The organism is Pseudomonas sp. TAA207, assembly GCF_001529285.1.
Classification (GTDB): Bacteria; Pseudomonadota; Gammaproteobacteria; order Pseudomonadales; family Pseudomonadaceae; genus Aquipseudomonas; species Aquipseudomonas weihenstephanensis.
Genome location: NZ_LLWJ01000067.1, coordinates 217,761 through 244,548 on the forward strand (window position 1 = coordinate 217,761; position 26,788 = coordinate 244,548).

The window sequence follows — 26,788 nt, forward strand, 5'->3', positions numbered from 1 at the left end:
TTACTGCGTGCTGATCAGCGCCCCTAACTCTCGCTCCAGTAATTGCTCATCGCCCATATTCAATTCGACCAGCCGCCGCAGGTGGCTGATCGAGTCCAGGCCGATGTGTGTGCACTCAAAACCCAAGTGTTGCGCATCCTCATGGGCTAAACGTACCTCCATGATGACGTGGGTCTCATCGCTGAGATGGATATTGGCGGTAAATGTCTGCCCTGGAGCGAGGCACCCACTCTGCGGTTTTTCGACCAGCAACCCTTTAAGTGACACATCCAGCAGTTTGACCGACCAATGACGTTGCCCCTGACTGATTTTTGTTTGGGCATCGAAGGGGATACGGGTAAAACGCCGACGTTCTGCGGGGTGCTGGTGCATGTTCAAACCCTCTGGTTATGCCTGAACTATAGACGCACAACGGCAAACGCCAGTCGTGCAAAAAAACTTGAAAGAAGGCTCTAGGCCAACGTCAGGGGCTGGTCTTTAGTGCTGGGGACGCTAAACTCCGGGGGCAGTCCTTCTTGTCCAACTGGCCGGAATATAAAAATGAATAATAAAAATAGCCTGCTACGCCACATTCCGTGGTTAGTGCTGGCGATTGTAGGAGCCTGCGCCTTGGGCGTAGTGGCCTTGCGCCGAGGCGAGGCGATCAACGCCTTGTGGATCGTAGTGGCAGCCGTTGCCATCTATCTGGTCGCTTATCGTTATTACAGTTTGTTTATCGCCACCAAGGTGATGCAGCTGGACCCATTGCGCGCCACGCCCGCGGTGGTCAACAACGATGGTCTGGACTATGTGCCGACCAACAAACACATTCTTTTCGGTCACCACTTTGCTGCCATTGCCGGTGCCGGACCTTTGGTCGGCCCGGTACTGGCTGCGCAGATGGGTTACCTGCCGGGCACGCTTTGGCTGATTGCCGGTGTGGTGCTGGCCGGTGCGGTGCAGGACTTCATGGTCCTGTTCATGTCAACCCGGCGCAACGGTCGCTCCCTGGGCGACATGGTGCGCGAGGAGATGGGCAAAATACCGGGCACCATCGCGCTGTTTGGCTGCTTCCTGATCATGATCATCATCCTCGCGGTGCTGGCGCTGATCGTGGTCAAAGCCTTGGCCGAGAGCCCGTGGGGCATGTTTACGGTGATGGCCACCATCCCGATTGCGATGTTTATGGGCATTTACATGCGCTACATCCGCCCGGGCCGCATCGGTGAAATCTCCGTGATGGGCGTGCTGTTGTTGCTGGGTTCCATTTGGCTGGGGGGGCAGATTGCGGCAAGCCCTGAGTGGGCGCCGGTGTTCACTTTCACCGGTACGCAAATCACCTGGATGCTGATCGGTTACGGCTTTGTCGCGGCGGTCTTGCCAGTGTGGCTGGTACTGGCACCGCGTGATTACCTGTCGACGTTCCTTAAAATCGGCACCATCGTCGCGCTGGCCATCGGGATTCTGGTCACCATGCCCGAGCTGAAAATGCCGGCGGTCACTCAGTTCATCGACGGTAACGGTCCGGTCTGGAAGGGCGGCCTGTTCCCATTCTTGTTCATCACCATTGCGTGCGGCGCGGTATCGGGTTTCCACGCACTGATTGCCTCGGGTACTACCCCCAAACTGCTGGATAACGAAAGCAACGCCCGTTACATCGGCTACGGCGGCATGTTGATGGAGTCGTTCGTCGCCATCATGGCAATGGTTGCCGCTTCGGTGATCGAGCCTGGTGTGTACTTCGCCATGAACAGCCCGGCAGCGATTGTGGGCGGCGATGTGGTGAGCGTGGCGCAAACCGTAAGCAGTTGGGGCTTTGCAATTACCCCTGACGCCCTGACAGCGCTGGCCCATGACATCGGTGAAACCACCGTTCTGGCCCGTGCTGGCGGCGCGCCTACGCTGGCGGTCGGTATCGCACAGATCCTGCACAACGTGTTGCCGGGCGAAAACACTATGGCGTTCTGGTATCACTTTGCCATTTTGTTTGAAGCCTTGTTCATTTTGACCGCGGTAGATGCCGGTACCCGTGCTGGCCGCTTCATGCTGCAAGACTTGCTTGGCAGCTTCGTACCCGCGCTCAAACGCACCGAGTCGTGGGGCGCCAACTTGCTGGCCACTGGCCTGTGTGTGGCGATGTGGGGCTACCTGCTGTACCAGGGCGTGATCGATCCGCTGGGCGGGATCAACACCTTGTGGCCGCTGTTCGGTATCTCTAACCAGATGCTGGCGGGTATCGCGCTGATGCTGGCCACCGTCGTACTGATCAAAATGAAACGTCAGCGTTACATTTGGGTAACCATGCTGCCAGCCGTGTGGTTGCTGATTTGCACCACCACTGCGGGCTTCATCAAGTTGTTCGATGCCAACCCGGCTGTCGGTTTCCTGGCCCTGGCCAACAAATACAGCACGGCGCTGGACGCGGGCCAAGTGATTGCACCGGCCAAAAACATCGATCAGATGCAGCACGTAATTATCAACGCCTACACCAATGCCGGTTTGACCGTGCTGTTCCTGTTCGTGGTGTTCAGCATCCTGTTCTTTGCGATCAAAGTGGGCATCGCGGCTTGGGGTTCTAAAGAACGTACGGATAAAGAGTCGCCGTACCACTCCGTTCCTGACGCCTGATAGAGGGTTGCACGCATGTTCAATGACCTGAGTCGCCTCGGTAAATACCTCGGTCAGGCCGCGCGCCTGATGGTCGGCATGCCCGACTACGACAACTACGTCGAGCATATGCAAACCAAGCACCCGGACAAACCGGTGATGAGCTACGAGGCGTTCTTTCGTGAACGCCAAGAGGCCCGTTATGGCGGCAAGGGCGGCCCCAAGTGCTGCTGACCCGCTAACGCCTGTGTAGGCGCGAGCGCGCTTGCGAAGGCTTTATGTCAGTCAACGATGTTGTTGAGTGGCTTGATGCTTTCGCCAGTGCGTTCGCGCCTGCATTTTTTTGCGGCCTCAATTTTTCAGGAGACTGTTCATGTCCTCTCCCATCCCCGTCACCATCCTCAGCGGCTTTTTAGGGGCCGGCAAAACCACTTTGCTGCGTTACTTGCTCAAGGCCGAGCACGGGCTGAAAATCGCCGTGATCGAAAACGAATTCAGCGACGCCGGGATCGACACCCAACTGTTGGGTGAGGAGCCGGTGCAAGTGATGACCCTGGCCAACGGTTGCGTGTGCTGCACCATCCACACCGACCTGACCAAAGCGCTGTACTTGCTGCTTGAGCGGCTGGACAGTGGCGAAATTGCCTTCGATCGACTGGTGATCGAATGCACCGGGCTGGCCGATCCGGCACCTGTGGCGCAAACCTTTTTTATCGACGAAGAGCTGCGTGAGCGTTATCTGCTGGACGGCATCATTACCTTGGTCGATGCCGCTCACGCCGATGTCCACCTGGCACAAACCATCGCCCAGGCACAGATCGGCTTTGCTGACCGGCTGCTGGTGAGCAAGCGCGACCTGGTGGACGATGCCACCTTCGATGCGCTGTGCGAGCGCCTGACCCGCATTAACCGCCGTGCGCCGGTCCGTGTGGTCGAGCATGGCAAAATCGACCTGGCCGAGCTGCTCGATGTGCGTGGCTTTAACCTCAATGCCGACCTGGGTGGCGGCCTGAGCCTGCGTCCGGTACAGCCAGCGGCCACGGTTGATCGCATCTCAAGCCTGGTACTGCGCACAGACAAACCGCTGGATATCGACACCCTGAGCACGTTCATGAACCAACTGCTCGAAGACCACGGCAAGCAATTGCTGCGTTACAAAGGCGTGTTAAACATTGCGGGTGAAGACCGGCGCTTAGTGTTTCAGGGCGTACTGAAACTGTATGGTTTTGACTGGGACACCGAATGGCGCGCTGACGAAGCGCGTGAAAGCGTGATGGTGTTTATTGCCGATGAGTTACCCGAGGCCAAGATCCGCGAGGGATTTGCCCACCTCACCTGACCTCTTCCTGTAGGCGCTGCCAAAGGCTGCGGTCGTCTAAAAAATCAAACGCTTGCAGTGTTCGCCAGCGCCTGCGCAAGGATTCACAGCCACAAAAAAGCCCGGCTCAAGAGCCGGGCTTTTGTTCAACTATTTACACTCAGTTGCCGTAAACCGGCAGCTTCTTGCAAACGGCTTTTACTTTCTCGCGTACTGCATCAATCACGGCTTCGTTAGTGATGTCGTCCAGGATGTCGCAAATCCAGGTCGCCAGCTCACGGCATTCTTCAACTTTGAAACCGCGCGTGGTAACGGCGGGTGTACCGAAACGCAGACCCGAGGTCACGAACGGGGAACGCGGGTCGTTAGGTACGGAGTTTTTGTTCACGGTGATGAAGGCTTTGCCCAAAGCGGCGTCAGCATCTTTACCCGAGATGTCTTGCTTGATCAGCGACAGCAGGAACAAGTGGTTTTCAGTACCGCCCGATACCACGTCAAAACCGCGCTCGATGAACACCGAAGCCATCGCTTGGGCGTTTTTCACCACTTGCTGCTGGTAAACCTTGAACTCAGGTTGCAGCGCTTCTTTAAAGCAAACGGCCTTGCCTGCGATCACGTGTTCCAGTGGGCCGCCTTGCGAACCCGGGAAAACAGCCGAGTTCAGCTTTTTCTCGATGTCGGCGTTGGCTTTGGCCAGGATCAGGCCGCCACGTGGGCCACGCAGGGTTTTGTGCGTGGTGGTGGTTACCACGTCAGCAAACGGAACCGGGTTCGGGTAAACGCCCGCAGCCACCAGACCGGCTACGTGAGCCATGTCGACGAACAGGTACGCGCCAACTTTGTCTGCGATTTCGCGAAAACGTGGGAAGTCGAGGATCTGCGAGTAGGCAGAGAAACCGGCCACGATCATTTTTGGCTTGTGTTCAACCGCCAGGCGTTCAACTTCGTCGTAGTCGATCAGGCCGTTGGCGTCGATGCCGTACTGCACAGCGTTGTACAGCTTGCCCGAGGACGAAACGCTGGCGCCGTGGGTCAAGTGACCGCCGTGGGCCAGGCTCATGCCCAGAATGGTGTCGCCGGCCGACAGCAGGGCCAGGTAAACCGCGCTGTTGGCTTGCGAGCCTGCGTGCGGCTGAACGTTGGCGTAATCGGCGCCGAACAGTTCTTTTGCACGGTCGATTGCCAGTTGCTCAACCACGTCGACGTATTCGCAACCGCCGTAGTAACGCTTGCCCGGGTAACCTTCGGCGTATTTGTTGGTGAGTACCGAGCCTTGAGCTTCCATCACCGCTGGGCTGGTGTAGTTTTCCGAAGCGATCAGCTCAATGTGTTCTTCCTGGCGCTGAGCTTCTTGCTCCATGGCGGCAAAAAGGTCGGCGTCGAACTTGGCAAGTGTCAAATCACGGCTGAACATGGCGGTCCTCAAGGATCGGGGGCAGAAAAGAAGCGCATTCTAACTCAATGGGTTTTATCTGGCATATGAAAGGCAATCATGTGGCAGACAAGTGGCTTTCAGGTGATGTCTTTTTGATAGCCTTTAGGCGCTTATTCAAAGACCGGCAGGGATTCGGGGCTGAACCGTGCTTCAAATTGTCGCGCAGGCATCGGGCGGCCGAACAGGTAGCCCTGCACTTCATCGCAGCCGTGCTCGCGCAGAAAGTCCAGTTGCTCGTGGGTCTCGACGCCTTCGGCGATCACGGCCAGATTCAGGCTATGGGCCATCGCAATAATTGCACGGGCAATTTGCGCATCTTGTTCGCCTTCCGGCAGACCGTCGACAAAGGTGCGGTCAATTTTCAGCACGTCGATGGGGAATTGCTTGAGGTAGTTGAGCGATGAGTACCCGGTGCCAAAGTCATCCACGGCAATGCTCAGACCGAGGTTCTTCAAACTGGCGAGAATTTGCAGGGCTTCGCTGACTTCACGCATCAGGATGCTTTCGGTCAGTTCCAGCTCAAGGCACGCGGGTGGCAAGCCGGTTTCTTTGAGGATAGTGGCGATACGCGTGCCCAATTGGCCATCAGAGAACTGACGCGCCGAGATGTTGACCGAGACTTTGGGGACCCGCACTTTGGCCTGATGCCAGTGTTTGAGCTGGCGGCACGACTCGGCCAGCACCCAGTCGCCCACGTCCACCACCAAACCGAGTTCTTCGAGCACCGGTATAAAGTCCCCCGGCGGCACTAACCCGCGGCGCGGGTGGTTCCAGCGCAACAGGGCTTCGGCCCCTGTCAGGCGTTTGCCGTCGCCACTGAATTGCGGCTGGTAATAGAGGATGAATTCTTGTTGTTCCAATGCGTGGCGCAGGTCGCTTTCGAGTTCGAGACGCTCCAGGGCGCTGGCGTTCATGTCCGCCTGATAGAACTGGAAGTTGTTTTTGCCGCGCTCCTTGGCGTGATACATCGCCGTGTCGGCGTTTTTCATCAACTGGCTGAGTTCATTGCCGTCTTGGGGGCTCAAGGCGATGCCGATACTGGCGGTCACGAAAAACTCGCGGCTTTCGAGCACAAACGGTTGCACCAGGCTGGCGAGGATCTGTTCAGCCACGCTGATTGCGCGGTTGAGCGCCATGTCACGGGTGGCTCGCGGTTGCAGCAGCAGGGTGAATTCGTCACCGCCCATGCGCGCCACGGTGTCGTCATTGTCCACGCAGGCCAGCAGGCGGATGGCCATGTCTTTGAGCATGCGGTCGCCTGCGGCGTGGCCCAATGAGTCATTGATCGGTTTGAAGCGGTCGAGGTCGAGGAACATCAGCACCACCCACGACTTGTTGCGCTCGGCCTGTTGCAACGCGGTGTGCAGGCGGTCCTGGAACAGGGTGCGGTTGGGCAGGTGGGTCAGGGCGTCGTAATAGGCCAGGCGGTGAATCCGCTGCTCACTGGCCTTGCGCTCGCTGATGTCGCTGAAGAAGCACACGTAACTGGCGAGGTCGCCTTCATCGTCAAACACCGCCGTGATGCCGACCCATGCCGGGTAATGCTCGCCATTGAGACGCTTGAGCCACACTTCACCTTCCCAGGTGTTGTGCTGGTGCAATTGCTTGAGCACGTATTGCAGGTGCGCTTGCTGCTGTTCATCGACGGTGAGCATGCTCGGCAATTGATCGAGCACCTGTGACACCGCGTAGCCACTGACCCGGCTGAACGCTTCGTTGGCCTGCACGATGTAGCCCGCAGGGTCAGTGATGAGGATGGCTGAGGTGGAATGCTCAAACACCGTAGCGGCCATGCGCAGGTCTTTTTCAGCACGCCGTTGCTGACTGATATCACGGCCCACACCGAGGATGCCTTCAAAGGCGTCGTTTTCATCCCACACCAACACCAGACGCAGCTCGATAGGGATTTTGCGCCCGTCGGCGCGCAGGCAATCGAACAGAAACAGTTGGGTGTCCAGTTGGGTGCGCAGGGCCGACAGTTGCTCGGGTTTGTCGAGGGCGTTGCTGACCCGCTCCATCAGGCTGTAAACGCCAGCCAACTGCTGCGGGTTGGCAATGGTCGATTGCCAGCCGTTCTTGAACACCCATTCGGCATCAAAGCCCAATACGCTTTGTACCGAGGGGCTGACGTAGTTCAGTTGCAAGGTATTGTTGGTGGAGAAAATCACGTCGCTGATGCTTTCTGCCAGCATCCGATAGCGCTGCTCACTGTCGCGCAGTGACTCGCTGGCTTCGATCTGATCGGTGATGTCTTTGGCCACCCCGACAATGCGCGTGACTTGATCATAGGCATCGCGAGCCAGGGCTTGCTCGCGAATATCAAAGCGGCGCCACACACCATTGCTGTGACGGAAGCGCAGTTGGCATTGCAGCAATTGCACATAGCCGCCATGGCGCTGTTGCTGGCGCGACCGGTGATACTGCTCGGCGTCTTCAGGATGAAGCAGCAGTTCCCAGAAGTAAGCGCCCATTTGTTGCAGTTCGGTGGCGTTGTACCCCAGGGTGTGGCCCAAATGGTGGTTGCTGAAAATCATCCGCTGGCTGATCACATCCTGCACATACAGGTGGTCAGGCACGGTGCGCACCACATCGGACCAGAAGCTTTCGCGCTCTTGCAGCGACAACTCAATCAGCTTGCGGCTGGTGATGTCACTGATGCTCAAAATGACGGCGTGATATTCGCTGCGGTCATCGGGCAGGCGCAGCACCAACCATAAGTGCTGATCCTGGCCATTGGCATCCACCAGGGTGATTTCCAGCTCAAGCTGCTGCTGGTGGTTGAGGACGGCTTCGATCACTTGATAGCTGATAGCCGAGGTGTTGGTCGGGCAGCCGCTGATCAGCTTCATCCACGCGCCAGCGCCTGAATCCACGTCCAGCAAGTGCAACGCCACCTGATTGACTTCAGTGATGCGTAACTGCTCGCACAGCTGGCGACGCTGTTCGGGGTTGTGATGCATCCATTGCTTGAGCGCGTTGCTGTCATAAAGCTGTTCGCGCTCCAAAAACGCTGGCAGGCCGGACAGGTCCATCACACACAGCGCCACGCCGGTGCCTTCAAAAATGTCGTAATAGCGGCGACGGCCTTCATGCACCTGGCGTTGGCGACGGCGCATGTTGACCAGTGCGACCACTGGCAACAGGGCAAACAGCAGCCCCAGCAGGCATTTGCCGATCAGTCCGGGCAGCAGTTGGGCCACGACTTCATCGGCATCGAACAGGCCGCGCAATTGCCAGTCACTGTGGCTCAACGGGGCGAGCAGCACGGTGTTGGCCTCGTCTTGCGGGCTGAGGGGAGCCGCCGAGGCCATCGCAGCTGCGCTGTGGCCCAGCACGGTGTGGGTCTGGGTGTTTTCGATCCGCCATTGTGGGCGGTCGGCAAGGGTGTTTTGACGCGTCAGGTTGTGCAGCAGGTCCGGGCTCATGCGCAGCAGCCAGTAACCCTGCGGGTCGTTGCCCAGTTTGTTCAGCAACAGGTACGCCGTGCCGGCATCGCTGCTATTGCTGAAGTAGTAACCGTCAGTGCGTTTGCGTGCGCGGCTGTGTTTGATCCAGTCACGCAGGTAGGCCGCGTCCGGGCTGATACCGCCGCTGTCGATCAACACTTCGCCATTTGGGTTGAGCAAGGCCACGCTTTGCAGCGAAGGCAGTGACTGGCGCATTTGATGGACCAGCGCTTGCAACTGTTGCCGGTGAGCGAGGGGGGCATGAACGGGCAACAGATTGAGCGCCACTTCGGCGCGCAGGGCCATGCTCAGGCTGATGTGATCGGCCAGATCGGCACTGTAATTGACGCTGTATTGGCGTTTATGCGCGAGGGTTTCGCGAAACTGTTCAATCAACAACCAGAACAGCATCGCCAACAACAGCAAGACCAGCGTCGCCAATGCGCCTTTTAACGTGCCGCGCACAGGTGTGCCAAGCCATTGGCCTGGAGCGCTCGCGGAGTTGGGCGGTGTGACATTGGGCAAGCTGTGATCCTGCGATTTGGCTGCTAAGGTGCGAGGCGCACTATAAGCGGGACGCCCAAAGGGCGGCTAGCATGCCTTGGACTGTGGCAAAGTGCCAGCCCTCTGCTCTGCGCTGGTTTGCCCTGCACTGCGCATTCAGGTAGCTTTGCCGGTTACGCGGGGGCATAAGAGCTCCTACACTCAGGCTTTTTACATGAGCAGGCATTGACCCAGATCAATCCCTGACCGTCTGCTATGGCCTGAGCCGTGCATTGCTCGCGCCTTATTCATCAGTCACTGACGCTAGGTTCACCATGGCTCAATACGTTTTCACCATGCATCGGCTGAGCAAAGTTGTTCCGCCGAAGCGGGAAATCCTGAAAAACATCTCCCTGTCGTTTTTCCCGGGCGCCAAGATCGGCGTACTCGGTTTGAACGGTTCGGGTAAATCCACCCTGTTGAAAATCATGGCTGGCGTCGACCCCGAGTTCGACGGCGAAGCCCGTCCAATGCCGGACTTGAACATCGGCTACCTGCCGCAAGAGCCGCAACTGGACCCGACCAAAACCGTTCGCGAAGTGGTTGAAGAAGCCGTCAGCGTGATCAAGGACGCTCAGGCGCGTCTGGATCAGGTTTACGCCGAATACGCCGAGCCGGATGCCGACTTCGACAAACTGGCGGCCGAACAGGCCAAGCTCGAAGCCATCTTGCAAGCGGGCGACGGCCACAACCTTGAGCGCCAGCTTGAAGTCGCGGCCGATGCACTGCGTCTGCCGGCCTGGGATGCCAAAATCGAACACCTGTCGGGTGGTGAAAAGCGCCGTGTAGCCCTGTGCCGCCTGCTGCTCTCAGCCCCGGACATGCTGCTGCTCGACGAACCTACCAACCACTTGGACGCCGACTCGGTGGCCTGGCTGGAGCACTTCCTGCACGACTTCCCGGGTACCGTGGTTGCGATTACGCACGACCGTTACTTCCTGGACAACGTGGCGGGCTGGATTCTGGAACTCGACCGCGGCGCCGGTATCCCTTACGAGGGCAACTACTCGGGTTGGCTTGAAGCCAAGTCGGACCGTCTGGCGGCCGAATCCAAACAGCAGTCGGCCCATGAAAAGGCCATGAAAGACGAGCTGGAATGGGTGCGTAAAGGCGCCAAGGCGCGTCAGTCCAAATCCAAGGCCCGTCTGCAACGCTTCGAAGAACTGCAATCGCAGGAATTCCAGAAGCGCAGCGAGACCAACGAAATCTACATCCCGGCCGGTCCGCGCCTGGGTGACAAAGTGATCGAGTTCAAAAACGTCTCCAAAGGCTACGGCGATCGCGTACTGATCGACAACTTGTCGTTCGCCATGCCTAAAGGCGCCATCGTGGGCGTGATCGGCGGTAACGGTGCCGGTAAATCGACCCTGTTCCGCATGCTGATGGGCAAAGAGCAGCCGGATTCGGGCAGCATCGAAATCGGTGACACCGTGCAGTTGGCGTGTGTTGACCAGAGCCGTGACGACCTGGATGGCAGCAAAACGGTGTTCCAGGCCATTTCTGACGGTTCCGATGTGATCCGCATCGGCAACTACGAAATCCCGTCGCGTACCTACGTGGGGCGTTTCAACTTCAAGGGTGGCGATCAGCAGAAATTCGTCAAGGACCTGTCCGGTGGTGAGCGTGGTCGCTTGCATCTGGCCCTGACCTTGAAAGAGGGCGCCAACGTGCTGCTGCTCGACGAACCGTCCAACGACCTTGACGTCGAGACCCTGCGTTCGCTCGAAGAAGCGCTGCTGGACTTCCCTGGCGCCGCCATTGTGATCTCTCACGACCGGTGGTTCCTTGACCGCGTTGCGACGCACATTCTGGCGTACGAAGACGACTCGCAAGCGGTCTTCTTTGAAGGCAACTACACCGAGTACGAAGCTGACCGTAAAAAGCGCCTCGGCGAAGCGGCCACCCAGCCGCACCGTGTGCGTCACAAAAAACTGGCCCAATAAAAAGGGCAGTTTGCTGCAATACAACGGCGCCTTCGGGCGCCGTTTTTTTGCAGGCTGCACGGCACCTCTCTGCCAAGGGGGCTTTTTATCGGGGCAAAAGTGGGTACAGGTTTCACTTTTTTGGTGCGCAAAGCGCCGCAAAATCAGCGTTATTTATATAAAAGCACCATTTAAATTCAAAACTGCGACATTTTGCGCTGTCGCGGTGCGACATGAATTGATAAAGTTCTGGCCAATCTCCGTTTAACGACAATAAATTTGCCGAGACTTATCCATGATCGAATCCGTCGACCACTTCCTTGCCCGCCTGAAAAAACGTGACCCGGACCAACCAGAATTCCACCAGGCTGTGGAAGAAGTCCTGCGCAGTCTGTGGCCCTTTCTAGAAGCTAATCCGCATTACCTGACCTCCGGAATTCTTGAACGCATTTGCGAACCTGAGCGTGCGATTGTGTTCCGCGTGTCGTGGGTCGATGACGAAGGCAAAGTGCGGGTTAACCGTGGTTTCCGTATTCAGATGAACAGCGCCATTGGCCCGTACAAAGGCGGCCTGCGTTTCCACCCTTCGGTGAACCTGGGTGTACTCAAGTTCCTGGCCTTTGAACAAACCTTCAAAAACTCCCTGACCTCACTGCCGATGGGCGGCGGCAAGGGCGGTTCGGACTTCAATCCCAAGGGCAAGAGCGATGCAGAAGTGATGCGCTTTTGTCAGGCCTTTATGAGCGAGCTGTACCGGCATATCGGTTCGGACGTGGATGTGCCAGCGGGGGATATCGGCGTTGGCGCACGCGAAATCGGTTTCCTGTTTGGCCAGTACAAACGCCTGAGCAACCAGTTCACCTCCGTACTGACCGGCAAAGGCATGAGCTACGGCGGCAGCTTGATTCGCCCGGAAGCTACAGGCTTTGGCTGCGTTTACTTTGCCCAGGAAATGCTCAAGCGCAGCGGCCAGCGCATCGACGGCAAACGTGTTGCGATCTCCGGTTCTGGCAACGTGGCGCAATACGCCGCGCGTAAGGTCATGGACCTGGGCGGCAAGGTCATTTCTCTGTCGGACTCCGAAGGCACGCTGTACTGCGAAGCCGGACTGGACGAAGCGCAGTGGGAAGCCTTGATGGAACTGAAAAACGTCAAGCGTGGGCGTATCAGCGAAATGGCGACACAGTTTGGTCTGGAGTTTTTGGCCGGTCAGCATCCTTGGCATCTGGCGTGTGACATTGCCCTGCCGTGCGCGACGCAGAACGAGCTGGACGCAGACGCTGCACGTACGTTGCTGAGCAATGGCTGCGTGTGCGTGGCCGAAGGCGCCAACATGCCGACCACGCTGGACGCCGTGGACGTGTTTATCGAGGCTGGCATTCTGTTCGCACCGGGCAAGGCTTCCAACGCCGGTGGCGTGGCGGTGAGCGGGCTGGAAATGTCGCAAAACGCCATGCGCTTGCTGTGGACGGCAGGTGAGGTGGACAGCAAGTTGCACAACATCATGCAGTCGATCCACCACGCGTGTGTTCACTACGGCGAAGAAAACGGGCGTATCAACTACGTCAAAGGCGCCAACATCGCAGGCTTCGTCAAAATCGCCGATGCCATGCTGGCGCAGGGCGTGGTTTAAGCCGGTTTTATGGCGATGATTTCGACCTGCAAATCCCCGGCAGGTCGAAGCCACAGCACTTCATCGCCCACCCGTGCGCCCAACAGCGCACGGCCCAGCGGCGATCCCCAATTGATCAAGCCCTGAGCGGCATCGGCCTGGTCCTCACCGACCAACTGCACCCGTTGTTCATTGCCGTGTTCATCGGTAAATGTCACCCAACTGCCGATTCGCACCTTATCTGACGAGGTTACCGGGGCGGCGACCTGCGCACTCAGCAAACGCTGATTGAAATAGCGCAAGTCTCGCTCAAGGTCGGCCAAGCGCTGTTTGTCGGCGTCATCGCCCTGTGCGCTCTCTTGACTGTGCTGCGCCTGCAGCTCGCTGACTTTGGCGTGCAACAAGGCATGACCTTCGGCGGTCACGTAATTGGGCTGGTTGCTGACGTGCCGCTCAATAGGGGTATTGGCGTGGTTGGCGGCGCTGTCTTCGTTTACAAATGCGCGGCTCATGGCGGGTGTCCTTTGTGGCTATAGGCTTGAGAGCCTGCGGGTAGGCCAGGGTTCAAATTATTGCGAGCGATAGGCGCGGGCGGCGTCTACATCCTTTTCGTGCTGCCAGTCGCGTTCGCGCTGATCCCAATGCCGCTCCTGGTACTCCTCGCGGTCCTGACTTTCGCGCATGGCCTGACACTGGCGAAAGCCATCGTCCCAGCCTTGGGCGTAGGTCGAATCTTTGAGGTAGCGCGCAACGTCTTTCTTGTACTCGCCAGTGATAACCCCTGCGGCTTGTCGGCCACTGCTACAGCCCTCGGCGAAACCGTCCGCAAAGGCGGGCGGATAACCCTTCGCCAACAGCTCATCGTGGGTGGTTTGACACCCGCTCAGCACTGCACTCAACAGCCCGATACACACCGCGCTGCGCCACATAATTCACCTCAATGCACCGATCAACGGCCGATGAGGTGGAGTGTAGGCCGGGATCTGTGATTGGGCTGTGAAGCGCGTGTCACCGTGATGTCAGCTATCAGCGGGTGTTTGCAGCGCCTGCACGCACGCGAACAACTGGCCAGTGCTGGCATCGGGGTACAGCTCATGTAAGGCCCTGGACTGACGCTTCATGTCGGCCTTGGCGTTATAGACCGTGTGCAGGCCTTCGTGGGGTGGGGCGTCAGGCGTTAATAGTTGGTCTGACGTTGCAGGTTGAGCGCGGGTTCGGTCTGAGGGGGGCTGGCGGCGCAAGCCCACAGGACGAGTTTTGAGCGAGTAGGGGGCGGGTGCGTTGTCGGTAGCTGCGCCGGGTTCGATCAGGCCATAACGCAGCGCCAGGCGCTGGACCTTTGCGGTTGGAATGGCGCAATAGCCCATTGAGCATTTGATGTCAGTGCGCGACATGGCCATGGCGGCTTTATTGGCGATGTGCTGTTGGTGAGGCGTGATGCGGGTCATGGCAGATCGTCCCGAGCGCCTGAAAAGCTCGGAAGATCGCATGGGCTGGAGGGTGGAAATAGTTAGCGGGAACAGTTTCGGAAATGTCTAGCGGTGTTAGGGAAAGAGCCTACGTTTGCAGGCGTTAGTTTCGCAGAGTCGTTGTCGCAGGTGGGGTCTGGCGATTGGGACAGGTCTTGCAGGTTAAGATCGCTGCGCAGTTGATCGCAACCTGCGCCAGCGACTTCACGGCTCAGCCGTTCAGGAAAGCGCCGAGTGTTCAGCCAGCTCTTGCTGGATAAACGCCGCGATCATGGCGCGGTACGCCTGTTCGGTGACGTGCGGATTGGCGCCCAGCTCGTCGGCCAAGGCCCTGACTTTGGCGAACACTTGCTCAACCCGCTGCGGCGACTTGACGGCATGGCTGTCTTTTTTAAAACGCGCAGCCTGCGACACATAGCGCCCGCGCTGTGCAATGAGGCCGACGATCTGGCGATCCAGTTGGTCAATGTGTTCGCGGACTTCGTCCAGGGTTTGGCAGTGGGCAGCCATGTCGTGTAACTCCATTCAGTAGTGATACCACTTCACTTCCAGCATCACTTCGTTGACCGGCGAGCTCAGGTGGCTGAACGCTCGTTGGGCGGTCAGGCGCAGGCCGAGGTTGCGGGATATTTCCCACTGCTGGTTCAGGCTTAGCGTGCGGCGGATTTCACCGTTGGTGAAGTAATCCCCCTTGGCTTCCAGGCTCAGATTGCCCAGCGGATTACGCCACAGCAACCCGGTGTTGTAGCCCGCAGCCGGAGCGATGAAGGCGGCGAAGTCGTTGTTGTGTTCCACGCGCACCGTGCCGAGGGCGAAACCCAGCAGGCCGTCGGCCAGTTGCCAGGTGCCGCCTGCGCCGCCATTGACGTGGCTGACGAGGTTTTCGTCGCCATGCTTGCCCAGCACGCGCTCAAGGCCGCCGCCCACTTGCCAGGACCACGGCTGGAGCAGGTCATTGCGCGGTGTCAGCGAGCGGATGTTGGCCAGATCAAGTTGCTGGATTTGCCAGTGGTTGCCTTCGTACTGGCGCAATTTGAGTTGCAGGATTTCAATCTGCGCCCCCAGCGGAAAGCCCGGCGCGTTGTCGTTCAGGTCGTGGTAAGCCATGCGCAGGCCGTACTCGGCAAAGGCTTTGTCGTCGCGGCTGCCCGCGCCCAATTGCCAGGTGCGCGACTCGTGGCCGTTCTCCGGCAGTTCGGGTTTTTCGACGTGCAGCGCCGGTGCCGGGTTTTGGTTGATTGCGCGCAGCAGTTCAAAGCTGCGTTGCGAGCGCTCGGTATCACGCTCCAGGCCGTTGGCACGGTAGCGTTCAAGGCGATAGGCGGCGTCGATGATCAACGCTTGCCGGGCTTTGGGCAGGGCTTTGAATTCAGGGTTTTGCAGTTGCTGTTGATTGGCGCTGACCTGTAGCACCCATTGCTGCTCTTCGGGGTCAAGAACCTTGGCGCGGTCCAGCAACTCGCGCTCGCGTGACGGGCGGTATTCGATGCTTTCGACCAGACCGGCTTCTTTGACCGCTTTTACAGTGTCGGTGGGGATCGCGGTCAACGGGAATTGGGTGGTCAGCTTCAAGCCCGGACGGGCCACTTGCAGCAGTTCAAGCAGGCGATACGAGCAGTTTTCGTCGAAGAAGAAGTAGTCGAACTGGATCTGTTTCAGCTCCCACACATGCTCAACCATGCGTTGGGTTTCTTCGGGCGTCAGGTTGAGGCGGTATTCCCACAGGTCGCGGTTTTCGAGGCTGCGATACTCCGAGAGTTTTTCCTGGTAGGGCACCAGGGCGAACAGGCCGGGATAACCGCCAGCCAGGCCTTTCCACGCATACAGAATGCTGTTGTCGGAACCTTCGATGTAGGCGCCGAAGTTGATCGCGTAGCTGAGCAGCGCGGTCTTGTTGCTTTGCACGTCAGCCTGGTCGATGCGCAGTAAGGTGTGACCAAACATCGAGGACGGGCTGTTGAGGTACGCCGCCGGGAAAATCATCACCGTGCTGTGCGGGGCCACGTCTGTGAACCATTGCGTGAACTCGGCGCACGGCGCCTGGGGCAAGTCGTTCAGATTCAGTTGCGCCTTGAGCCAGCGGGTGCGGGCCGGGTACACGCATTGCGGGTGTTTGTCGCCCAGGCTTAAGGGCGAATACAGCGCCTCGACGGTGGCGCGCAATTCAGCGTCCGGGTGGTGAGCGCCGTCGGGGGCGATGAAGAATTTGTCGTCGCTGACATAACTGCGCCAGCCGCCGAGCTTGCGGGCTTCGTAATGTCCCAGGGAGAGCCAGAACGGGTCGTTGGCCAACTGCTGCACACGTTGATTGTCGATAGAGGGCGCGGCATATAACGGGGCGCAGGCACAGAGCGCCAAATAGGCAAGGCGTTTGAGCATGGTCGGCAACTGTTGTCAGACGAATAGAAATGAAGCAGAAGAATACCCGCTCCGAAAGGAGCGGGCAGGTCTCATTTACGCAGCGGTTGCGTACTTGGACAGGCGAGCGTCACTTTTCAGGACGGCCAGGGTGTTGGTGTGAACATCATCAGCAGTCACGTCAGCCTTGCTGAAGATTTGCTGGAAGTGTTCGTGGGTGACCGCTGCAAAGTGATCACGGTCTTCAGGGGCGACACCCAGTACCACCGCGTAGGTGGTCAGCGCTTCGCCATTGCCTTTAGCCATGTCTTCGGACAGCTCGTTCATCATGCCATTCATGGCAATCCACGATTTGCCGCCGTAGGTCAGCGCGTCTTTGGTGGTGCAACCGTTGGTACCGGAAGTCATACCGAAGGTGGCGTTGCCGGACGTGCCGTTGGTGGTGGAGGCCAGGAAGTGGGCCGGAGTGCCGCGCTGGCCTTCAAACAGCATGTTGCCCCAACCGCAGTTCGGGCCGCCTGGTGCTTGAGCCATAGCATTGAGGGAAACAACAGTGAAGAGAGTACCGAGAAGAATCCGTTTCATAGCTTTGTTCTCTATGTGTGTGCAACCAATGGACAAGGGTGTCTGGCCCCGAAGCGCCAGTACGGGCCAGTTATGCCTTCCGGCCGCGTAACATCTTGGAGTCTAGGCATGATCTGTGGGTTCCGTTATTTTTTGTAAAACAATCATTGATCGAGCACAGTTTTAACCCGCAAATGCAGGGCCGCGGGATTTCGCGCATCGTGCGCCTTGCCAGTGGCGTACGGCCAGCGCCAGAATGCGGGCATCTGCCCCGCCCGATGTAAGGAAGCCCGATGCCTGATCCTGTTGCTGCCAGCTTGCGTCTCGCGCCTGACGCGCTGACCCGTCCGTTTTCCGCTGAACAGTTCAGCTTCTCTACCACCAATGATCTGGAGCCTTTTCGCGGCATTCTCGGCCAGGAACGTGCGGTTGAAGCCTTGCAATTTGGCGTGGCCATGCCACGTCCGGGTTACAACGTATTTGTGATGGGCGAACCCGGTACCGGGCGTTTTTCGTTCGTCAAACGCTACCTCAAAGCCGAAGGCAAGCGCCTGAAGTCGCCGAGTGACTGGGTGTATGTCAATAACTTCGATGACCCGCGCGAGCCACGGGCGCTGGAGCTGCCCGCCAGCAGCGCCTCGGCGTTCATCGCTGACATCAATGGTTTGATCGACAACCTGCTGGCGACCTTTCCGGCGGTGTTTGAGCACCCGACCTATCAACAGCGTAAAAGCGCCATCGACCGGGGCTTTAATCAACGGTATGACCGCGCGCTGGATGTGATCGAGCGTTTGGCGCTGGAAAAAGGCGTGGCCTTGTACCGCGACAGCAGCAACGTCGCCTTTACGCCGATGAGCGACGGCAAGGCACTGGATGAAGCCGAGTTTTCGCAATTGCCCGAAGAGGAGCGCGAGCGTTTTCACGAGGATATTTCGCAGCTCGAAGAGCGTCTCAACGAAGAGCTGGCGAGCCTGCCGCAGTGGAAGCGCGAGTCCAATAACCAACTGCGTCATTTGAACGAAGAAACCATTACCCTGGCGCTGCAACCGTTGCTGGCGCCGCTGTCGCAAAAGTACGCCGAGAACGGCGCTGTGTGCGGCTACTTGCAGGCGGTGCAGGTGTACTTGCTCAAGACGGTGGTCGAGCAACTGGTCGACGACAGCAAGACCGATGCCCAGGCGCGCAAGTTGCTCGAAGAGCAGTACCTGCCCAGCCTGGTGGTCGGCCAACCCATGAGCGGCGGCGCACCGGTGGTGTTTGAACCGCATCCCACCTACGACAACCTGTTTGGCCGTATTGAGTACAGCACCGATCAGGGGGCGCTCTACACCACCTATCGTCAGTTGCGTGCGGGCGCTTTGCACCGCGCCAACGGCGGCTTTTTGATTCTCGAAGCCGAGAAAATGCTCAGCGAGCCGTTTGTATGGGACGCGCTCAAACGCGCACTGCAATCGCGCAAATTGAAAATGGAGTCGCCACTGGGCGAGATGGGGCGCTTGGCGACCGTTACCCTCAGTCCGCAAGTGATCCCGTTGCAGGTCAAAGTCATCATCATTGGTGCCCGCCAGCTGTATTACACGTTGCAAGACCTGGACCCGGACTTCCAGGAGATGTTCCGTGTGCTGGTGGACTTCGACGAAGACATTCCCATGGTCGATGAGAGCCTTGAGCAGTTTGCCCAGTTGCTGACCACGCGCACGTCTGAGGAAGGCATGGCGCCGCTGACAGCTGATGCGGTAGCGCGACTGGCGACGTACAGCGCTCGTTTGGCCGAGCATCAGGGGCGTTTGTCGGCGCGCATCGGCGATCTGTTCCAACTGGTCAGCGAGGCGGACTTCATTCGCCATCTGGCCAACGATGAAATGACCGATGCGGGTCATATCGAGCGCGCGCTGAAAGCCAAAGCCACGCGCACCGGTCGAGTGTCGGCACGGATTCTTGACGACATGTTGGCCGGGATCATTCTGATCGACACCGACGGTGCGGCGGTCGGCAAGTGCAACGGCCTGACGGTGCTCGAAGTGGGCGATTCAGCCTTCGGCGTGCCAGCCCGTATTTCGGCCACGGTGTATCCGGGTGGCAGCGGCATCGTCGACATTGAGCGCGAAGTTAACCTCGGCCAACCTATTCACTCCAAAGGCGTGATGATTTTGACCGGGTACCTGGGCAGCCGTTATGCGCAGGAATTCCCGCTGGCGATCTCGGCCAGCATCGCGCTGGAGCAGTCTTACGGCTATGTGGATGGCGACAGTGCGTCACTGGGCGAGGCTTGCACGCTGATTTCAGCGCTGTCGAAAACGCCACTCAAGCAGTGTTTTGCAATCACCGGCTCCATCAACCAGTTCGGCGAAGTGCAGGCTGTGGGTGGCGTCAACGAGAAAATCGAAGGCTTCTTCCGCCTGTGCGAAGCACGCGGGTTGACGGGTGAGCAAGGGGCAATCATTCCCCAGGCCAACGTAGCGACGTTGATGCTGGATGAGAAAGTGTTGCAGGCGGTGCGCGAGGGCAAGTTTCACGTCTACGCGGTGCGCCAGGCGGACGAAGCCTTGAGCTTGTTGGTGGGTGAGCCTGCGGGCGAGCCGGACGCTGAAGGTCAGTTCCCGGAAGGCAGCGTCAATGCGCGGGTGGTTGAGCGGTTACGGGTCATCGCTGAAATGATCAGCGATGAAGACCTCAAAGAGGCCGAAAAGGAGTTGATCGCCGAGACCCTGGCCGCTAAAAAATCGGTTTAAAACCTACCCCGCAGGAGTTGGCGCAGGCTGCGCGCTATTGATCATTGCGCTAAAGCTCGCAGCCTGCGCCAGCGCCATCGGGATGATTGCAAATGCGCGAACCTTTCCGTTGGTCACGGCGCCTTGGCGAGCGCTGTTTTTCTTCTATTCTCAGCACAAGGACCTCCACTGTCGTCACTGGAACGATGCAGCCCGTTGTGTGCGGCTGAATACAGGATCTACCGAGGGTCGCCGCCATGACGCGCAACCTTTGTCTTACCCGCCAATGCCTGGGGTTGGAAACACGCATCGAGTGCAGCGTGCGCCCGCTTGCAGGTGGTACGGGCATGTGGACGCTGTTGTTTGCCGCAGGGCTTGCCGGCGAGCAGCCGACCACGATCAAGTCCCAAGGCCCGTTCCCTGGCCCGTTCGCGGCTGAAACCATTCTTGAATCCATCGTTGAAAGCCTGACGCTGCACGGCTATCAGTTGGCGGATGATCCGCAGATCTGGTGCCTGCATGTGCAGGCCCAGTTGCGGCAGATCAACGGCGCGCGCAGTCACGCGTCTCGTTGATGGACAGCAATCAATGCGGCGGGTTGACCTCGGGCACTTTGTCCAGTTTGACCTCAAAGCCATATTCCACCGGTGTCAGGTCGGTGCGGGCATAGCTTTCAAGGTACGTCGGCTGGCCATAAAAGTAATGCACGTCAAAGGTGGGCGGGCCATCCGCCTCGCGACTGTGGCTTACGGCTAGCACTTCTTTCAGATAATTACCGGTCTTGTCTTTGGCGTAAAAGCGCCAGGCGTCAGAGGGGAACAGCGTTTGATCAACGATCAACGCATTGCCCTTAAGCTCCAGACCCTTGGGTAAATGGGCAACGTCCAGGGATTGTTGGTCGACGTTGGCGATGTACATCGGGATTGAGCCAATCGCGAAAGCGGGTGTTTCCGGGAACAGATTGAGGTCATAGGTGATGACGCCGGTGTGCGGGTCAACATCGAAGGCTTCGGCGGGCAACTCCAGGGGTTCACTGCGATTGCCATTGTCGTCTTCGGCAAAGAAGGTCACCGGCGCGTCGGACGAGTCTGGCAGTACGCCCAGCAACTCGTCATTGAAGGTGGCCGGGTGGCTGAACTCCAGGGTCGCGGCGCTGGCGTCGTCAATCGACTGGCTGATGGTGACATTGTTTTTAAACTGCTCAGGGTCGAGGTTGGCGTTCTTCAGGTACGCAGGCGCCTGGTCGTCATAGACCACCACGGCCAGAGGCAATGGCTGTATGTCTTTGTTCACCACGTTTTTGTCGAGCCTGTGTACGGGCAGATCGAGTTCTTTACGCGTGACCGTCGCCGTCGAGAAGTCGAGCACGCTGATGTCGACGTGTTCGACCGTGCCGTTGAAGTAGACCTTGCTGTAGTGATTGGGGTGTTTTTTATCAAAGTCGACTTGTTCGTTGTCCAGCTGTTGCTCAAAGGCCTCGCTCCACGCGGTTTGCTTGAGCATTTCGGCCAGTTGCTGTTGATAAAACGCCAGTTGCTCGGCGTTTTCGTTGATCGAGCCTGCGCGTGAGAGAAATTGCCCGGACAGGTCGTGCGCCTGGATGATCAGCGGGTTTAGCTCGATGTCCCGCACAGGCTCGGCCAGCGCTGCGCTGTTACGAATATCGACCTCTGCAAAGTTTTTGCCCAGCGCCAACAGGGTCACGCTGATGCTGCCCTCGGTGCGGGTCTGGCCAACGTCATCGGCGCTCAGCTTGAAGTTGACCACTTTGCCCGGTGCAATGACTTCGACCTTGCCGTGCAGCATCAGTGGCTGGGGTTGCTGGATGTTCTCGGTTTCGATCCCGTCGATGTAGGGGTAGGTGACGGTCAGGTCGTCCGGGTTGCTCAGGTTGGCGCTGGAGGGGCTCAACTGGATGCCGGGGTCGGTCTCGGACCATTCGGCCTGAAAGGGCACCACCTGTTTGTTGCTCAGGGTGACGGACTGCCATTCCAGCACATGCGGGAACGGGAACTGCGAGGCGCTATTGAGCGGGAACGGGAACACCGGCTCCAGGTCGGTCAGGTAGTCAGAGCTGGCGGGTTTGCGCAGCACAAACAAGCCATTGATGTAGGTGTCAGTCAGTGCCTGGGTGGTGGGGTAGTGCTTGAGCAGCGCCAGATCGTCGGTGGTGTATTGGGTCTCAATCGGCTTGTCTTGCAACTTGATACGCGCACGTTCAAGCAACAACAAAGAGCCACCGAGGTCGGCAACGGCATCCTTGAGTGGCTGGTCTTTGATGGTGTCCAGGTTCTGTTCGAACTGCGCGGTCCTTTCTTCCAGGCTGGCGAGTGGGTGTTTCTCATCCGGTGAACAGCCTCCTGTGGCGAGCAGCGCCAATGAGAGTCCGAGACCAGCCAAGGGGAGTCGCAGATCCATTCTTCAGTTTTCCTGTCCGTAAACGATGCCGAGTAGGAGGACACTAGCAGAAAAAGTTTTTACAGACTGTGTCTGGGGCTTCATGCCAGCTGTTTTCTCACTGATATACTCGCGCCCATTTTTCTACATCCTGTGAGATTCAATGGAACGCTTTATCGAAAATGCAATGTACGCTTCGCGCTGGATTCTAGCGCCGATCTATTTTGGTTTGTCCCTGGGGCTGCTGGCGCTGGCCTTGAAATTCTTTCAGGAAGTGTTTCACGTAATCCCTAACGTGTTTGCGCTATCTGAGTCGGACTTGATCCTGGTCATTCTGTCGCTGATCGACATGGCGCTGGTCGGCGGCTTGCTGGTGATGGTGATGATCTCGGGCTACGAGAACTTCGTTTCGCAACTGGACATCGACGAGCACAAAGAGAAGCTCAGCTGGCTGGGTACGATGGACTCCACGTCGCTGAAAATGAAAGTGGCCGCCTCGATTGTTGCGATCTCTTCGATCCACCTGCTGCGGGTGTTTATGGACGCGCGCAACATCGAGCCTCAGTACCTGATGTGGTACGTGATCATTCATATGACGTTCGTGATCTCGGCGTTTGCGATGGGTTATCTGGACAAACTCACCAAGCATTGATGCCCCCATGCAGCTCGCGGCGCATAACCCGGGCTGCGAAGGCTTTGGGGGCTGTGGTAGTCTGCTCGCCCTTTTTTGGTTCAGGGCGTTTGGGGTCAGCGGTTGCGACTGGCTGGCCAGGAACGTCCCACAGCGGAGCAGTGTTATGTCCGAAGTAAATCTGTCGACCGACGAAACCCGCGTTAGCTATGGCATTGGCCGTCAGTTGGGCGACCAACTGCGTGACAACCCGCCACCGGGCGTGAGCCTGGATGCAATCCTGGCGGGCCTGACTGATGCGTTCGCCGGTAAAGAAAGCCGCGTAGGTCAGGAAGAAATGTCGGCCAGCTTTAAAGTGATCCGCGAGATCATGCAAGCTGAAGCGGCTGCCAAGGCTGAAGCGGCCGCTGGCGAAGGCAAGGCTTTCCTGGCTGAAAACGCCCAGAAAGACGGCATCACCACCCTGGCATCGGGTCTGCAATTTGAAGTAGTGACGGCCGGTGAAGGCGCTAAGCCATCCCGCGAAGACACTGTTCGCGTTCACTATCACGGCACCCTGATCGACGGCACTGTGTTCGACAGTTCCTACGAGCGCGGTGAACCTGCTGAGTTTCCAGTGGGCGGCGTGATTGCCGGCTGGACTGAGGCACTGCAATTGATGAATGCCGGCAGCAAATGGCGCATCTACGTGCCGAGCGAATTGGCTTACGGCGCACAAGGCGTTGGCAGCATCGCCCCACACAGCGTGTTGGTATTCGACGTTGAGTTGCTGGACGTTCTGTAAGAACCCGGTGTTTTAACGCCAGTGGCGGGTTTGCGTGTAAGCCCGCCACTGCGCAAGACGCATCATATTTCTATTTTGGCGTGATGCTCATGGGTGTCAGTCGAGCCGACAGGGCGCAATGCCCGGGCGTAGCAAAATAGAAACAGATTGCGTACTAACTCCTTGAGCACCACCGGCTCGCTGGAGTTAAGCCCCGAGAAATCCAGATCTCCCTGATCGTGCAGTTCGTTCAGCGCTTCTTCTTCCAGTACCGCACAGACTTCCCCGGTTTCTCGATGCAGGATTCGCAGATAGGGGTGTGGACGGTCCAGCCAGGCATCAATTAAATAAGTCATGGGTGTCGTCTCCTTGATGAATATCAATGAGAATAATTCTTATTCAATTAATAGCAAGTGCCTATTGGCGCAATTGTGTTTTTTCTGCGCAGAAATTGCTGTCGGTCAAAGTGACTGGCTTTTTGATATTGCGCATCAGTAGCGGCGGGATTGGAGCGGGGAGGGCGACACCTTCCTGCGCAGGGCGCAGGAAGGAATGCAGCACAATCAGACTTTACGCACGAACTCGGACTTGAGCTTCATGGGGCCGATGCCGTCGATTTTGCAGTCGATATCGTGGTCGCCGTCGCACAGGCGGATGTTTTTGACCTTGGTGCCAACTTTGACCACCAGCGAGGTGCCTTTGATTTTCAGGTCTTTGATAACGGTGATGGTGTCACCGTCGGTCAGCACAGTGCCCGACGCATCTTTGTAGACTTTTACATCGCTGGTGTCTTCAGCCTCGCCATTGGCGGACCACTCATGGGCGCATTCCGGGCAGATCAGCTGTGCGCCGTCTTCGTAGGTGTATTCGGAATTGCATTTTGGGCAGGGTGGCAAAGTGCTCACTTGCGCTCCTTAAAAGTCAGGATGGCTAAAAGGCACGCATTGTATAGGGTTTTGTTGGCGGGCGGGGAAGTGCGGGGTGGTGCGCGCTTATCGCTTGTGCCGAAGGTTGCGGGGAGAGCTTTGGTAGAACGGGGGGACATGCCCCCCGTTTGCAGCCTGCTACGGCGATTACCAGGTGTGAGGTTCAGTGCGTACGTGCGACCGCAAATTCGCTCAACTCCACCAGCGCGTCGCGGTATTCGCTCGGCGGCAGGGCTTCAAGGCAAACAATGGCCTTGGCCACATAGTCGCGTGCCAGTTGGGCGGTGTATTCCAGCGAGCCGGAAGCCTCGACAGCCGCGCGGATGCTTTCCAGGTCTTCAATGCCACCTTTCTGGATCGCCTGGCGAACCAGGGCAGCTTGCTCCGGCGTGCCTTCGCGCATGGTGTAGATCAGCGGCAGGGTCGGCTTGCCTTCGGCCAGGTCGTCACCCACGTTTTTACCCAGGGTCTCGGCATCGCCACGGTAGTCGAGCAAGTCGTCCACCAGTTGGAACGCCACGCCCAGGTGATCGCCAAACGTGCGCAGGGCTTCGCTTTGCTCGGGCGTTGCCCCGGCCAGCGCCGCAGCACTGTGGGTCGAGGCCTCAAAGAGCATGGCGGTTTTGCCGCGGATGACTTCCATGTAGGTTTCTTCGGTGGTGCTGGCATCGCGCACTTTGGACAGTTGCAGCACTTCGCCTTCAGCAATGATGCGCGTGGCTTGCGACAGGATTTTCATCACTGGCATCGAGCCCAGCTCCACCATCATTTCGAAGGAGCGCGAGTACAGGAAGTCGCCCACCAATACGCTCGGCGCGTTGCCCCATGTGGCATTGGCGGTCTTGCGCCCGCGGCGCATGCCGGACATGTCGACTACGTCGTCGTGCAACAGGGTGGCGGTGTGCAGGAACTCAATGGTGGCGGCCAGCAGACGCAAGTCGTCGCCTTCACGGCCTAGAGCCTTGCCACACAGCAACACTAATAAAGGACGAAGGCGTTTGCCGCCGGCCGACGTAATGTAGTCGCCGATTTTTGAGACCAGCGGTACGCGTGAGGTCAGCTGCTTCTTGATGATGCCGTCGACGGCGCTAAAATCGTCCGCAACCGTGCGGTAGAAAGCTTGGGGTTGCATCAGCGACAGGTGCTCCAGAAGGGTTGCGCGGCATGCTAGGTCGGGGGGGATGGCCTGTCAAGGCGCGATGGGCGGCCTCTTGCAACGTGCTGTTGCCTTGCGTACAATCGCGCACCCTGAACTTCCTGGGCAGCACCTGCCTTACGCAATTGCACTTGGGCCGTTCCAGCCCCATGCAGCCATGCCAGCCAATACCTTTACTTATAAAGCGCTGGGTGAGCAGGATTATCGGAGAAATACCATGTCGTACGCAGTAATCGTTACTGGTGGCAAGCAGTACAAAGTAGCTCCAGGTGAATACCTGAAGATCGAAAAACTGGAAATCGCTACCGGCGAATCCGTAACTTTTGATCGCGTTCTGTTGGTTGCCAATGGCGACGACGTGAACATCGGCGCTCCAGTTGTTCCTGGCGCCACTGTTGTTGCTGAAGTGATCTCCCAAGGTCGTCACGATAAAATCCGCATCATCAAGTTCCGTCGTCGTAAGCACCACATGAAGCGTATGGGCCACCGCCAGTGGTACACCGAGATCAAAATCACCGGTATTCAGGCTTAATTTCAGCCTAATTCCTCACTAGGAGAATTGACTCATGGCACACAAAAAAGCTGGTGGTAGTACCCGTAACGGTCGCGACTCAGAAGCCAAACGCCTTGGCGTGAAGATGTATGGCGGCCAGGCTATCATTCCGGGCAACATCATCGTGCGTCAGCGCGGCACCCAATTCCACGCTGGCTACGGCGTTGGTATGGGCAAAGATCACACCCTGTTCGCGAAAGTGGAAGGCGTGATCAAGTTCCAGGTTAAAGGCGCCTTCGGTCGTCGCTATGTAAGCATCGTTCCGAAGACTGCAGTCGTCGCGGCGTAATAGCTTGGTAGCTGGAAGAGCCCTGTCTTGCGACGGGGCTTTTTCGTTTGTGGGATGAGTCTCTTGCAAAACTGTTTGTATGGGCTGCCAGCGCTGGATTTAACGGCCG

General features: G+C 58.1%; 24 protein-coding genes. 11 read left to right on the top strand and 13 right to left on the bottom strand.

The features are described 5' to 3' along the window. Entirely contained in the window at nucleotides 1-372 is a 372-nt protein-coding gene (locus AP059_RS14355; protein ID WP_059763945.1) for a PilZ domain-containing protein, read from the bottom strand. A gap of 168 nt (nucleotides 373-540) precedes the next feature. Here AP059_RS14355 and AP059_RS14360 point away from each other — a divergent pair, with 168 nt between their 5' ends. From AP059_RS14360 to yjiA, 3 genes are all read left to right on the top strand, one after another. After that, on the top strand, nucleotides 541-2,607 hold the full coding sequence (locus AP059_RS14360; protein ID WP_048362436.1) for a carbon starvation CstA family protein: 2,067 nt from the start codon (nucleotides 541-543) through the stop codon (nucleotides 2,605-2,607). Nucleotides 2,608-2,622: 15 nt separating this feature from the next. Continuing rightward, nucleotides 2,623-2,820, top strand: coding sequence for a YbdD/YjiX family protein (locus tag AP059_RS14365; protein WP_007937254.1), 198 nt, complete (start codon nucleotides 2,623-2,625; stop codon nucleotides 2,818-2,820). Between the two features lie 139 nt (nucleotides 2,821-2,959). Beyond that, on the top strand, nucleotides 2,960-3,925 hold the full coding sequence (yjiA, locus tag AP059_RS14370; RefSeq protein WP_059763947.1) for a GTPase: 966 nt from the start codon (nucleotides 2,960-2,962) through the stop codon (nucleotides 3,923-3,925). Nucleotides 3,926-4,064: 139 nt separating this feature from the next. Here yjiA and glyA read toward each other — a convergent pair whose 3' ends face one another. Both glyA and AP059_RS14380 read right to left on the bottom strand, forming a co-directional pair. After that, nucleotides 4,065-5,318 (bottom strand): serine hydroxymethyltransferase, encoded by a 1,254-nt coding sequence (glyA, locus tag AP059_RS14375; protein ID WP_059763949.1) that lies wholly within the window; start codon nucleotides 5,316-5,318, stop codon nucleotides 4,065-4,067. Nucleotides 5,319-5,449: 131 nt separating this feature from the next. Beyond that, nucleotides 5,450-9,310 (bottom strand): bifunctional diguanylate cyclase/phosphodiesterase, encoded by a 3,861-nt coding sequence (locus AP059_RS14380; protein WP_059763951.1) that lies wholly within the window; start codon nucleotides 9,308-9,310, stop codon nucleotides 5,450-5,452. A gap of 293 nt (nucleotides 9,311-9,603) precedes the next feature. Here AP059_RS14380 and ettA point away from each other — a divergent pair, with 293 nt between their 5' ends. Further along, nucleotides 9,604-11,271, top strand: coding sequence for an energy-dependent translational throttle protein EttA (gene ettA / locus AP059_RS14385; protein WP_048362440.1), 1,668 nt, complete (start codon nucleotides 9,604-9,606; stop codon nucleotides 11,269-11,271). Between the two features lie 274 nt (nucleotides 11,272-11,545). Beyond that, nucleotides 11,546-12,883: an NADP-specific glutamate dehydrogenase gene (gene gdhA / locus AP059_RS14390; RefSeq protein ID WP_059763952.1), complete on the top strand. Its 1,338-nt coding sequence runs from the start codon at nucleotides 11,546-11,548 to the stop codon at nucleotides 12,881-12,883. Here the strand turns inward: gdhA and AP059_RS14395 are convergent. The 6 genes from AP059_RS14395 to AP059_RS14420 form a co-directional block, all read right to left on the bottom strand. Continuing rightward, on the bottom strand, nucleotides 12,880-13,374 hold the full coding sequence (locus tag AP059_RS14395) for a GreA/GreB family elongation factor (protein ID WP_059763954.1): 495 nt from the start codon (nucleotides 13,372-13,374) through the stop codon (nucleotides 12,880-12,882). The genes gdhA and AP059_RS14395 overlap by 4 nt on opposite strands. A 57-nt stretch (nucleotides 13,375-13,431) precedes the next feature. Then, on the bottom strand, nucleotides 13,432-13,791 hold the full coding sequence (locus AP059_RS14400; protein WP_059763956.1) for a hypothetical protein: 360 nt from the start codon (nucleotides 13,789-13,791) through the stop codon (nucleotides 13,432-13,434). Between the two features lie 90 nt (nucleotides 13,792-13,881). Beyond that, nucleotides 13,882-14,310, bottom strand: coding sequence for a hypothetical protein (locus AP059_RS14405; protein WP_059763958.1), 429 nt, complete (start codon nucleotides 14,308-14,310; stop codon nucleotides 13,882-13,884). Nucleotides 14,311-14,550: 240 nt separating this feature from the next. Continuing rightward, complete coding sequence (locus AP059_RS14410) at nucleotides 14,551-14,841, bottom strand: chorismate mutase (RefSeq protein WP_177332393.1); 291 nt, start codon at nucleotides 14,839-14,841, stop codon at nucleotides 14,551-14,553. A gap of 15 nt (nucleotides 14,842-14,856) precedes the next feature. Then, on the bottom strand, nucleotides 14,857-16,710 hold the full coding sequence (locus tag AP059_RS14415) for an Lnb N-terminal periplasmic domain-containing protein (RefSeq protein WP_059763962.1): 1,854 nt from the start codon (nucleotides 16,708-16,710) through the stop codon (nucleotides 14,857-14,859). A gap of 75 nt (nucleotides 16,711-16,785) precedes the next feature. After that, entirely contained in the window at nucleotides 16,786-17,274 is a 489-nt protein-coding gene (locus AP059_RS14420) for a DUF3015 domain-containing protein (protein ID WP_059763964.1), read from the bottom strand. A gap of 272 nt (nucleotides 17,275-17,546) precedes the next feature. On the opposite strand from AP059_RS14420, the gene AP059_RS14425 reads away from it, so the two are divergent. Together AP059_RS14425 and AP059_RS14430 are read left to right on the top strand one after the other, a co-directional pair. After that, nucleotides 17,547-19,985: a Lon protease family protein gene (locus AP059_RS14425; protein WP_059763973.1), complete on the top strand. Its 2,439-nt coding sequence runs from the start codon at nucleotides 17,547-17,549 to the stop codon at nucleotides 19,983-19,985. Nucleotides 19,986-20,221: 236 nt separating this feature from the next. After that, on the top strand, nucleotides 20,222-20,539 hold the full coding sequence (locus AP059_RS14430) for a PA4575 family protein (protein ID WP_059763976.1): 318 nt from the start codon (nucleotides 20,222-20,224) through the stop codon (nucleotides 20,537-20,539). A 10-nt stretch (nucleotides 20,540-20,549) separates the two neighbouring features. Here AP059_RS14430 and AP059_RS14435 read toward each other — a convergent pair whose 3' ends face one another. After that, nucleotides 20,550-22,382: a hypothetical protein gene (locus tag AP059_RS14435; RefSeq protein ID WP_059763978.1), complete on the bottom strand. Its 1,833-nt coding sequence runs from the start codon at nucleotides 22,380-22,382 to the stop codon at nucleotides 20,550-20,552. Between the two features lie 142 nt (nucleotides 22,383-22,524). Between AP059_RS14435 and AP059_RS14440 the strand changes: the two genes are divergently transcribed. Continuing rightward, nucleotides 22,525-23,013 (top strand): TIGR00645 family protein, encoded by a 489-nt coding sequence (locus AP059_RS14440; RefSeq protein ID WP_048362450.1) that lies wholly within the window; start codon nucleotides 22,525-22,527, stop codon nucleotides 23,011-23,013. 145 nt (nucleotides 23,014-23,158) lie between these two features. Beyond that, complete coding sequence (locus AP059_RS14445) at nucleotides 23,159-23,776, top strand: FKBP-type peptidyl-prolyl cis-trans isomerase (protein ID WP_048362451.1); 618 nt, start codon at nucleotides 23,159-23,161, stop codon at nucleotides 23,774-23,776. 62 nt (nucleotides 23,777-23,838) lie between these two features. On the opposite strand, the gene AP059_RS14450 is transcribed toward AP059_RS14445, so the two are convergent. The 3 genes from AP059_RS14450 to AP059_RS14460 form a co-directional block, all read right to left on the bottom strand. Further along, nucleotides 23,839-24,111 (bottom strand): PA4570 family protein, encoded by a 273-nt coding sequence (locus AP059_RS14450; protein WP_048362452.1) that lies wholly within the window; start codon nucleotides 24,109-24,111, stop codon nucleotides 23,839-23,841. A 207-nt stretch (nucleotides 24,112-24,318) separates the two neighbouring features. Then, nucleotides 24,319-24,660 (bottom strand): zinc ribbon domain-containing protein YjdM, encoded by a 342-nt coding sequence (locus AP059_RS14455; protein WP_048362453.1) that lies wholly within the window; start codon nucleotides 24,658-24,660, stop codon nucleotides 24,319-24,321. Between the two features lie 184 nt (nucleotides 24,661-24,844). Then, nucleotides 24,845-25,813: a polyprenyl synthetase family protein gene (locus tag AP059_RS14460; RefSeq protein ID WP_048362454.1), complete on the bottom strand. Its 969-nt coding sequence runs from the start codon at nucleotides 25,811-25,813 to the stop codon at nucleotides 24,845-24,847. 241 nt (nucleotides 25,814-26,054) lie between these two features. On the opposite strand from AP059_RS14460, the gene rplU reads away from it, so the two are divergent. After that, nucleotides 26,055-26,369 (top strand): 50S ribosomal protein L21, encoded by a 315-nt coding sequence (gene rplU / locus AP059_RS14465; RefSeq protein WP_003443915.1) that lies wholly within the window; start codon nucleotides 26,055-26,057, stop codon nucleotides 26,367-26,369. A gap of 34 nt (nucleotides 26,370-26,403) precedes the next feature. Then, a complete protein-coding gene (rpmA, locus tag AP059_RS14470; protein ID WP_003443913.1) occupies nucleotides 26,404-26,679 on the top strand; it encodes a 50S ribosomal protein L27 in 276 nt (91 codons plus the stop codon). Nucleotides 26,680-26,788 lie beyond the last annotated feature (109 nt).

What these genes read in the sequence shown, in the direction of transcription:
- AP059_RS14410 (WP_177332393.1), bottom strand. Translation starts at nt 14,841, where the DNA reads ATGGCTGCCCACTGCCAAACCCTGGACGAAGTCCGCGAACACATTGAC.
- AP059_RS14365 (WP_007937254.1), top strand. Translation starts at nt 2,623, where the DNA reads ATGTTCAATGACCTGAGTCGCCTCGGTAAATACCTCGGTCAGGCCGCG.
- yjiA (WP_059763947.1), top strand. Translation starts at nt 2,960, where the DNA reads ATGTCCTCTCCCATCCCCGTCACCATCCTCAGCGGCTTTTTAGGGGCC.
- AP059_RS14400 (WP_059763956.1), bottom strand. Translation starts at nt 13,791, where the DNA reads ATGTGGCGCAGCGCGGTGTGTATCGGGCTGTTGAGTGCAGTGCTGAGC.
- AP059_RS14430 (WP_059763976.1), top strand. Translation starts at nt 20,222, where the DNA reads ATGACGCGCAACCTTTGTCTTACCCGCCAATGCCTGGGGTTGGAAACA.
- AP059_RS14445 (WP_048362451.1), top strand. Translation starts at nt 23,159, where the DNA reads ATGTCCGAAGTAAATCTGTCGACCGACGAAACCCGCGTTAGCTATGGC.
- AP059_RS14405 (WP_059763958.1), bottom strand. Translation starts at nt 14,310, where the DNA reads ATGACCCGCATCACGCCTCACCAACAGCACATCGCCAATAAAGCCGCC.
- AP059_RS14360 (WP_048362436.1), top strand. Translation starts at nt 541, where the DNA reads ATGAATAATAAAAATAGCCTGCTACGCCACATTCCGTGGTTAGTGCTG.
- AP059_RS14440 (WP_048362450.1), top strand. Translation starts at nt 22,525, where the DNA reads ATGGAACGCTTTATCGAAAATGCAATGTACGCTTCGCGCTGGATTCTA.
- AP059_RS14415 (WP_059763962.1), bottom strand. Translation starts at nt 16,710, where the DNA reads ATGCTCAAACGCCTTGCCTATTTGGCGCTCTGTGCCTGCGCCCCGTTA.
- AP059_RS14450 (WP_048362452.1), bottom strand. Translation starts at nt 24,111, where the DNA reads ATGACTTATTTAATTGATGCCTGGCTGGACCGTCCACACCCCTATCTG.
- AP059_RS14420 (WP_059763964.1), bottom strand. Translation starts at nt 17,274, where the DNA reads ATGAAACGGATTCTTCTCGGTACTCTCTTCACTGTTGTTTCCCTCAAT.
- rpmA (WP_003443913.1), top strand. Translation starts at nt 26,404, where the DNA reads ATGGCACACAAAAAAGCTGGTGGTAGTACCCGTAACGGTCGCGACTCA.
- AP059_RS14395 (WP_059763954.1), bottom strand. Translation starts at nt 13,374, where the DNA reads ATGAGCCGCGCATTTGTAAACGAAGACAGCGCCGCCAACCACGCCAAT.
- rplU (WP_003443915.1), top strand. Translation starts at nt 26,055, where the DNA reads ATGTCGTACGCAGTAATCGTTACTGGTGGCAAGCAGTACAAAGTAGCT.
- gdhA (WP_059763952.1), top strand. Translation starts at nt 11,546, where the DNA reads ATGATCGAATCCGTCGACCACTTCCTTGCCCGCCTGAAAAAACGTGAC.
- AP059_RS14435 (WP_059763978.1), bottom strand. Translation starts at nt 22,382, where the DNA reads ATGGATCTGCGACTCCCCTTGGCTGGTCTCGGACTCTCATTGGCGCTG.
- glyA (WP_059763949.1), bottom strand. Translation starts at nt 5,318, where the DNA reads ATGTTCAGCCGTGATTTGACACTTGCCAAGTTCGACGCCGACCTTTTT.
- AP059_RS14460 (WP_048362454.1), bottom strand. Translation starts at nt 25,813, where the DNA reads ATGCAACCCCAAGCTTTCTACCGCACGGTTGCGGACGATTTTAGCGCC.
- AP059_RS14425 (WP_059763973.1), top strand. Translation starts at nt 17,547, where the DNA reads ATGCCTGATCCTGTTGCTGCCAGCTTGCGTCTCGCGCCTGACGCGCTG.
- ettA (WP_048362440.1), top strand. Translation starts at nt 9,604, where the DNA reads ATGGCTCAATACGTTTTCACCATGCATCGGCTGAGCAAAGTTGTTCCG.
- AP059_RS14355 (WP_059763945.1), bottom strand. Translation starts at nt 372, where the DNA reads ATGCACCAGCACCCCGCAGAACGTCGGCGTTTTACCCGTATCCCCTTC.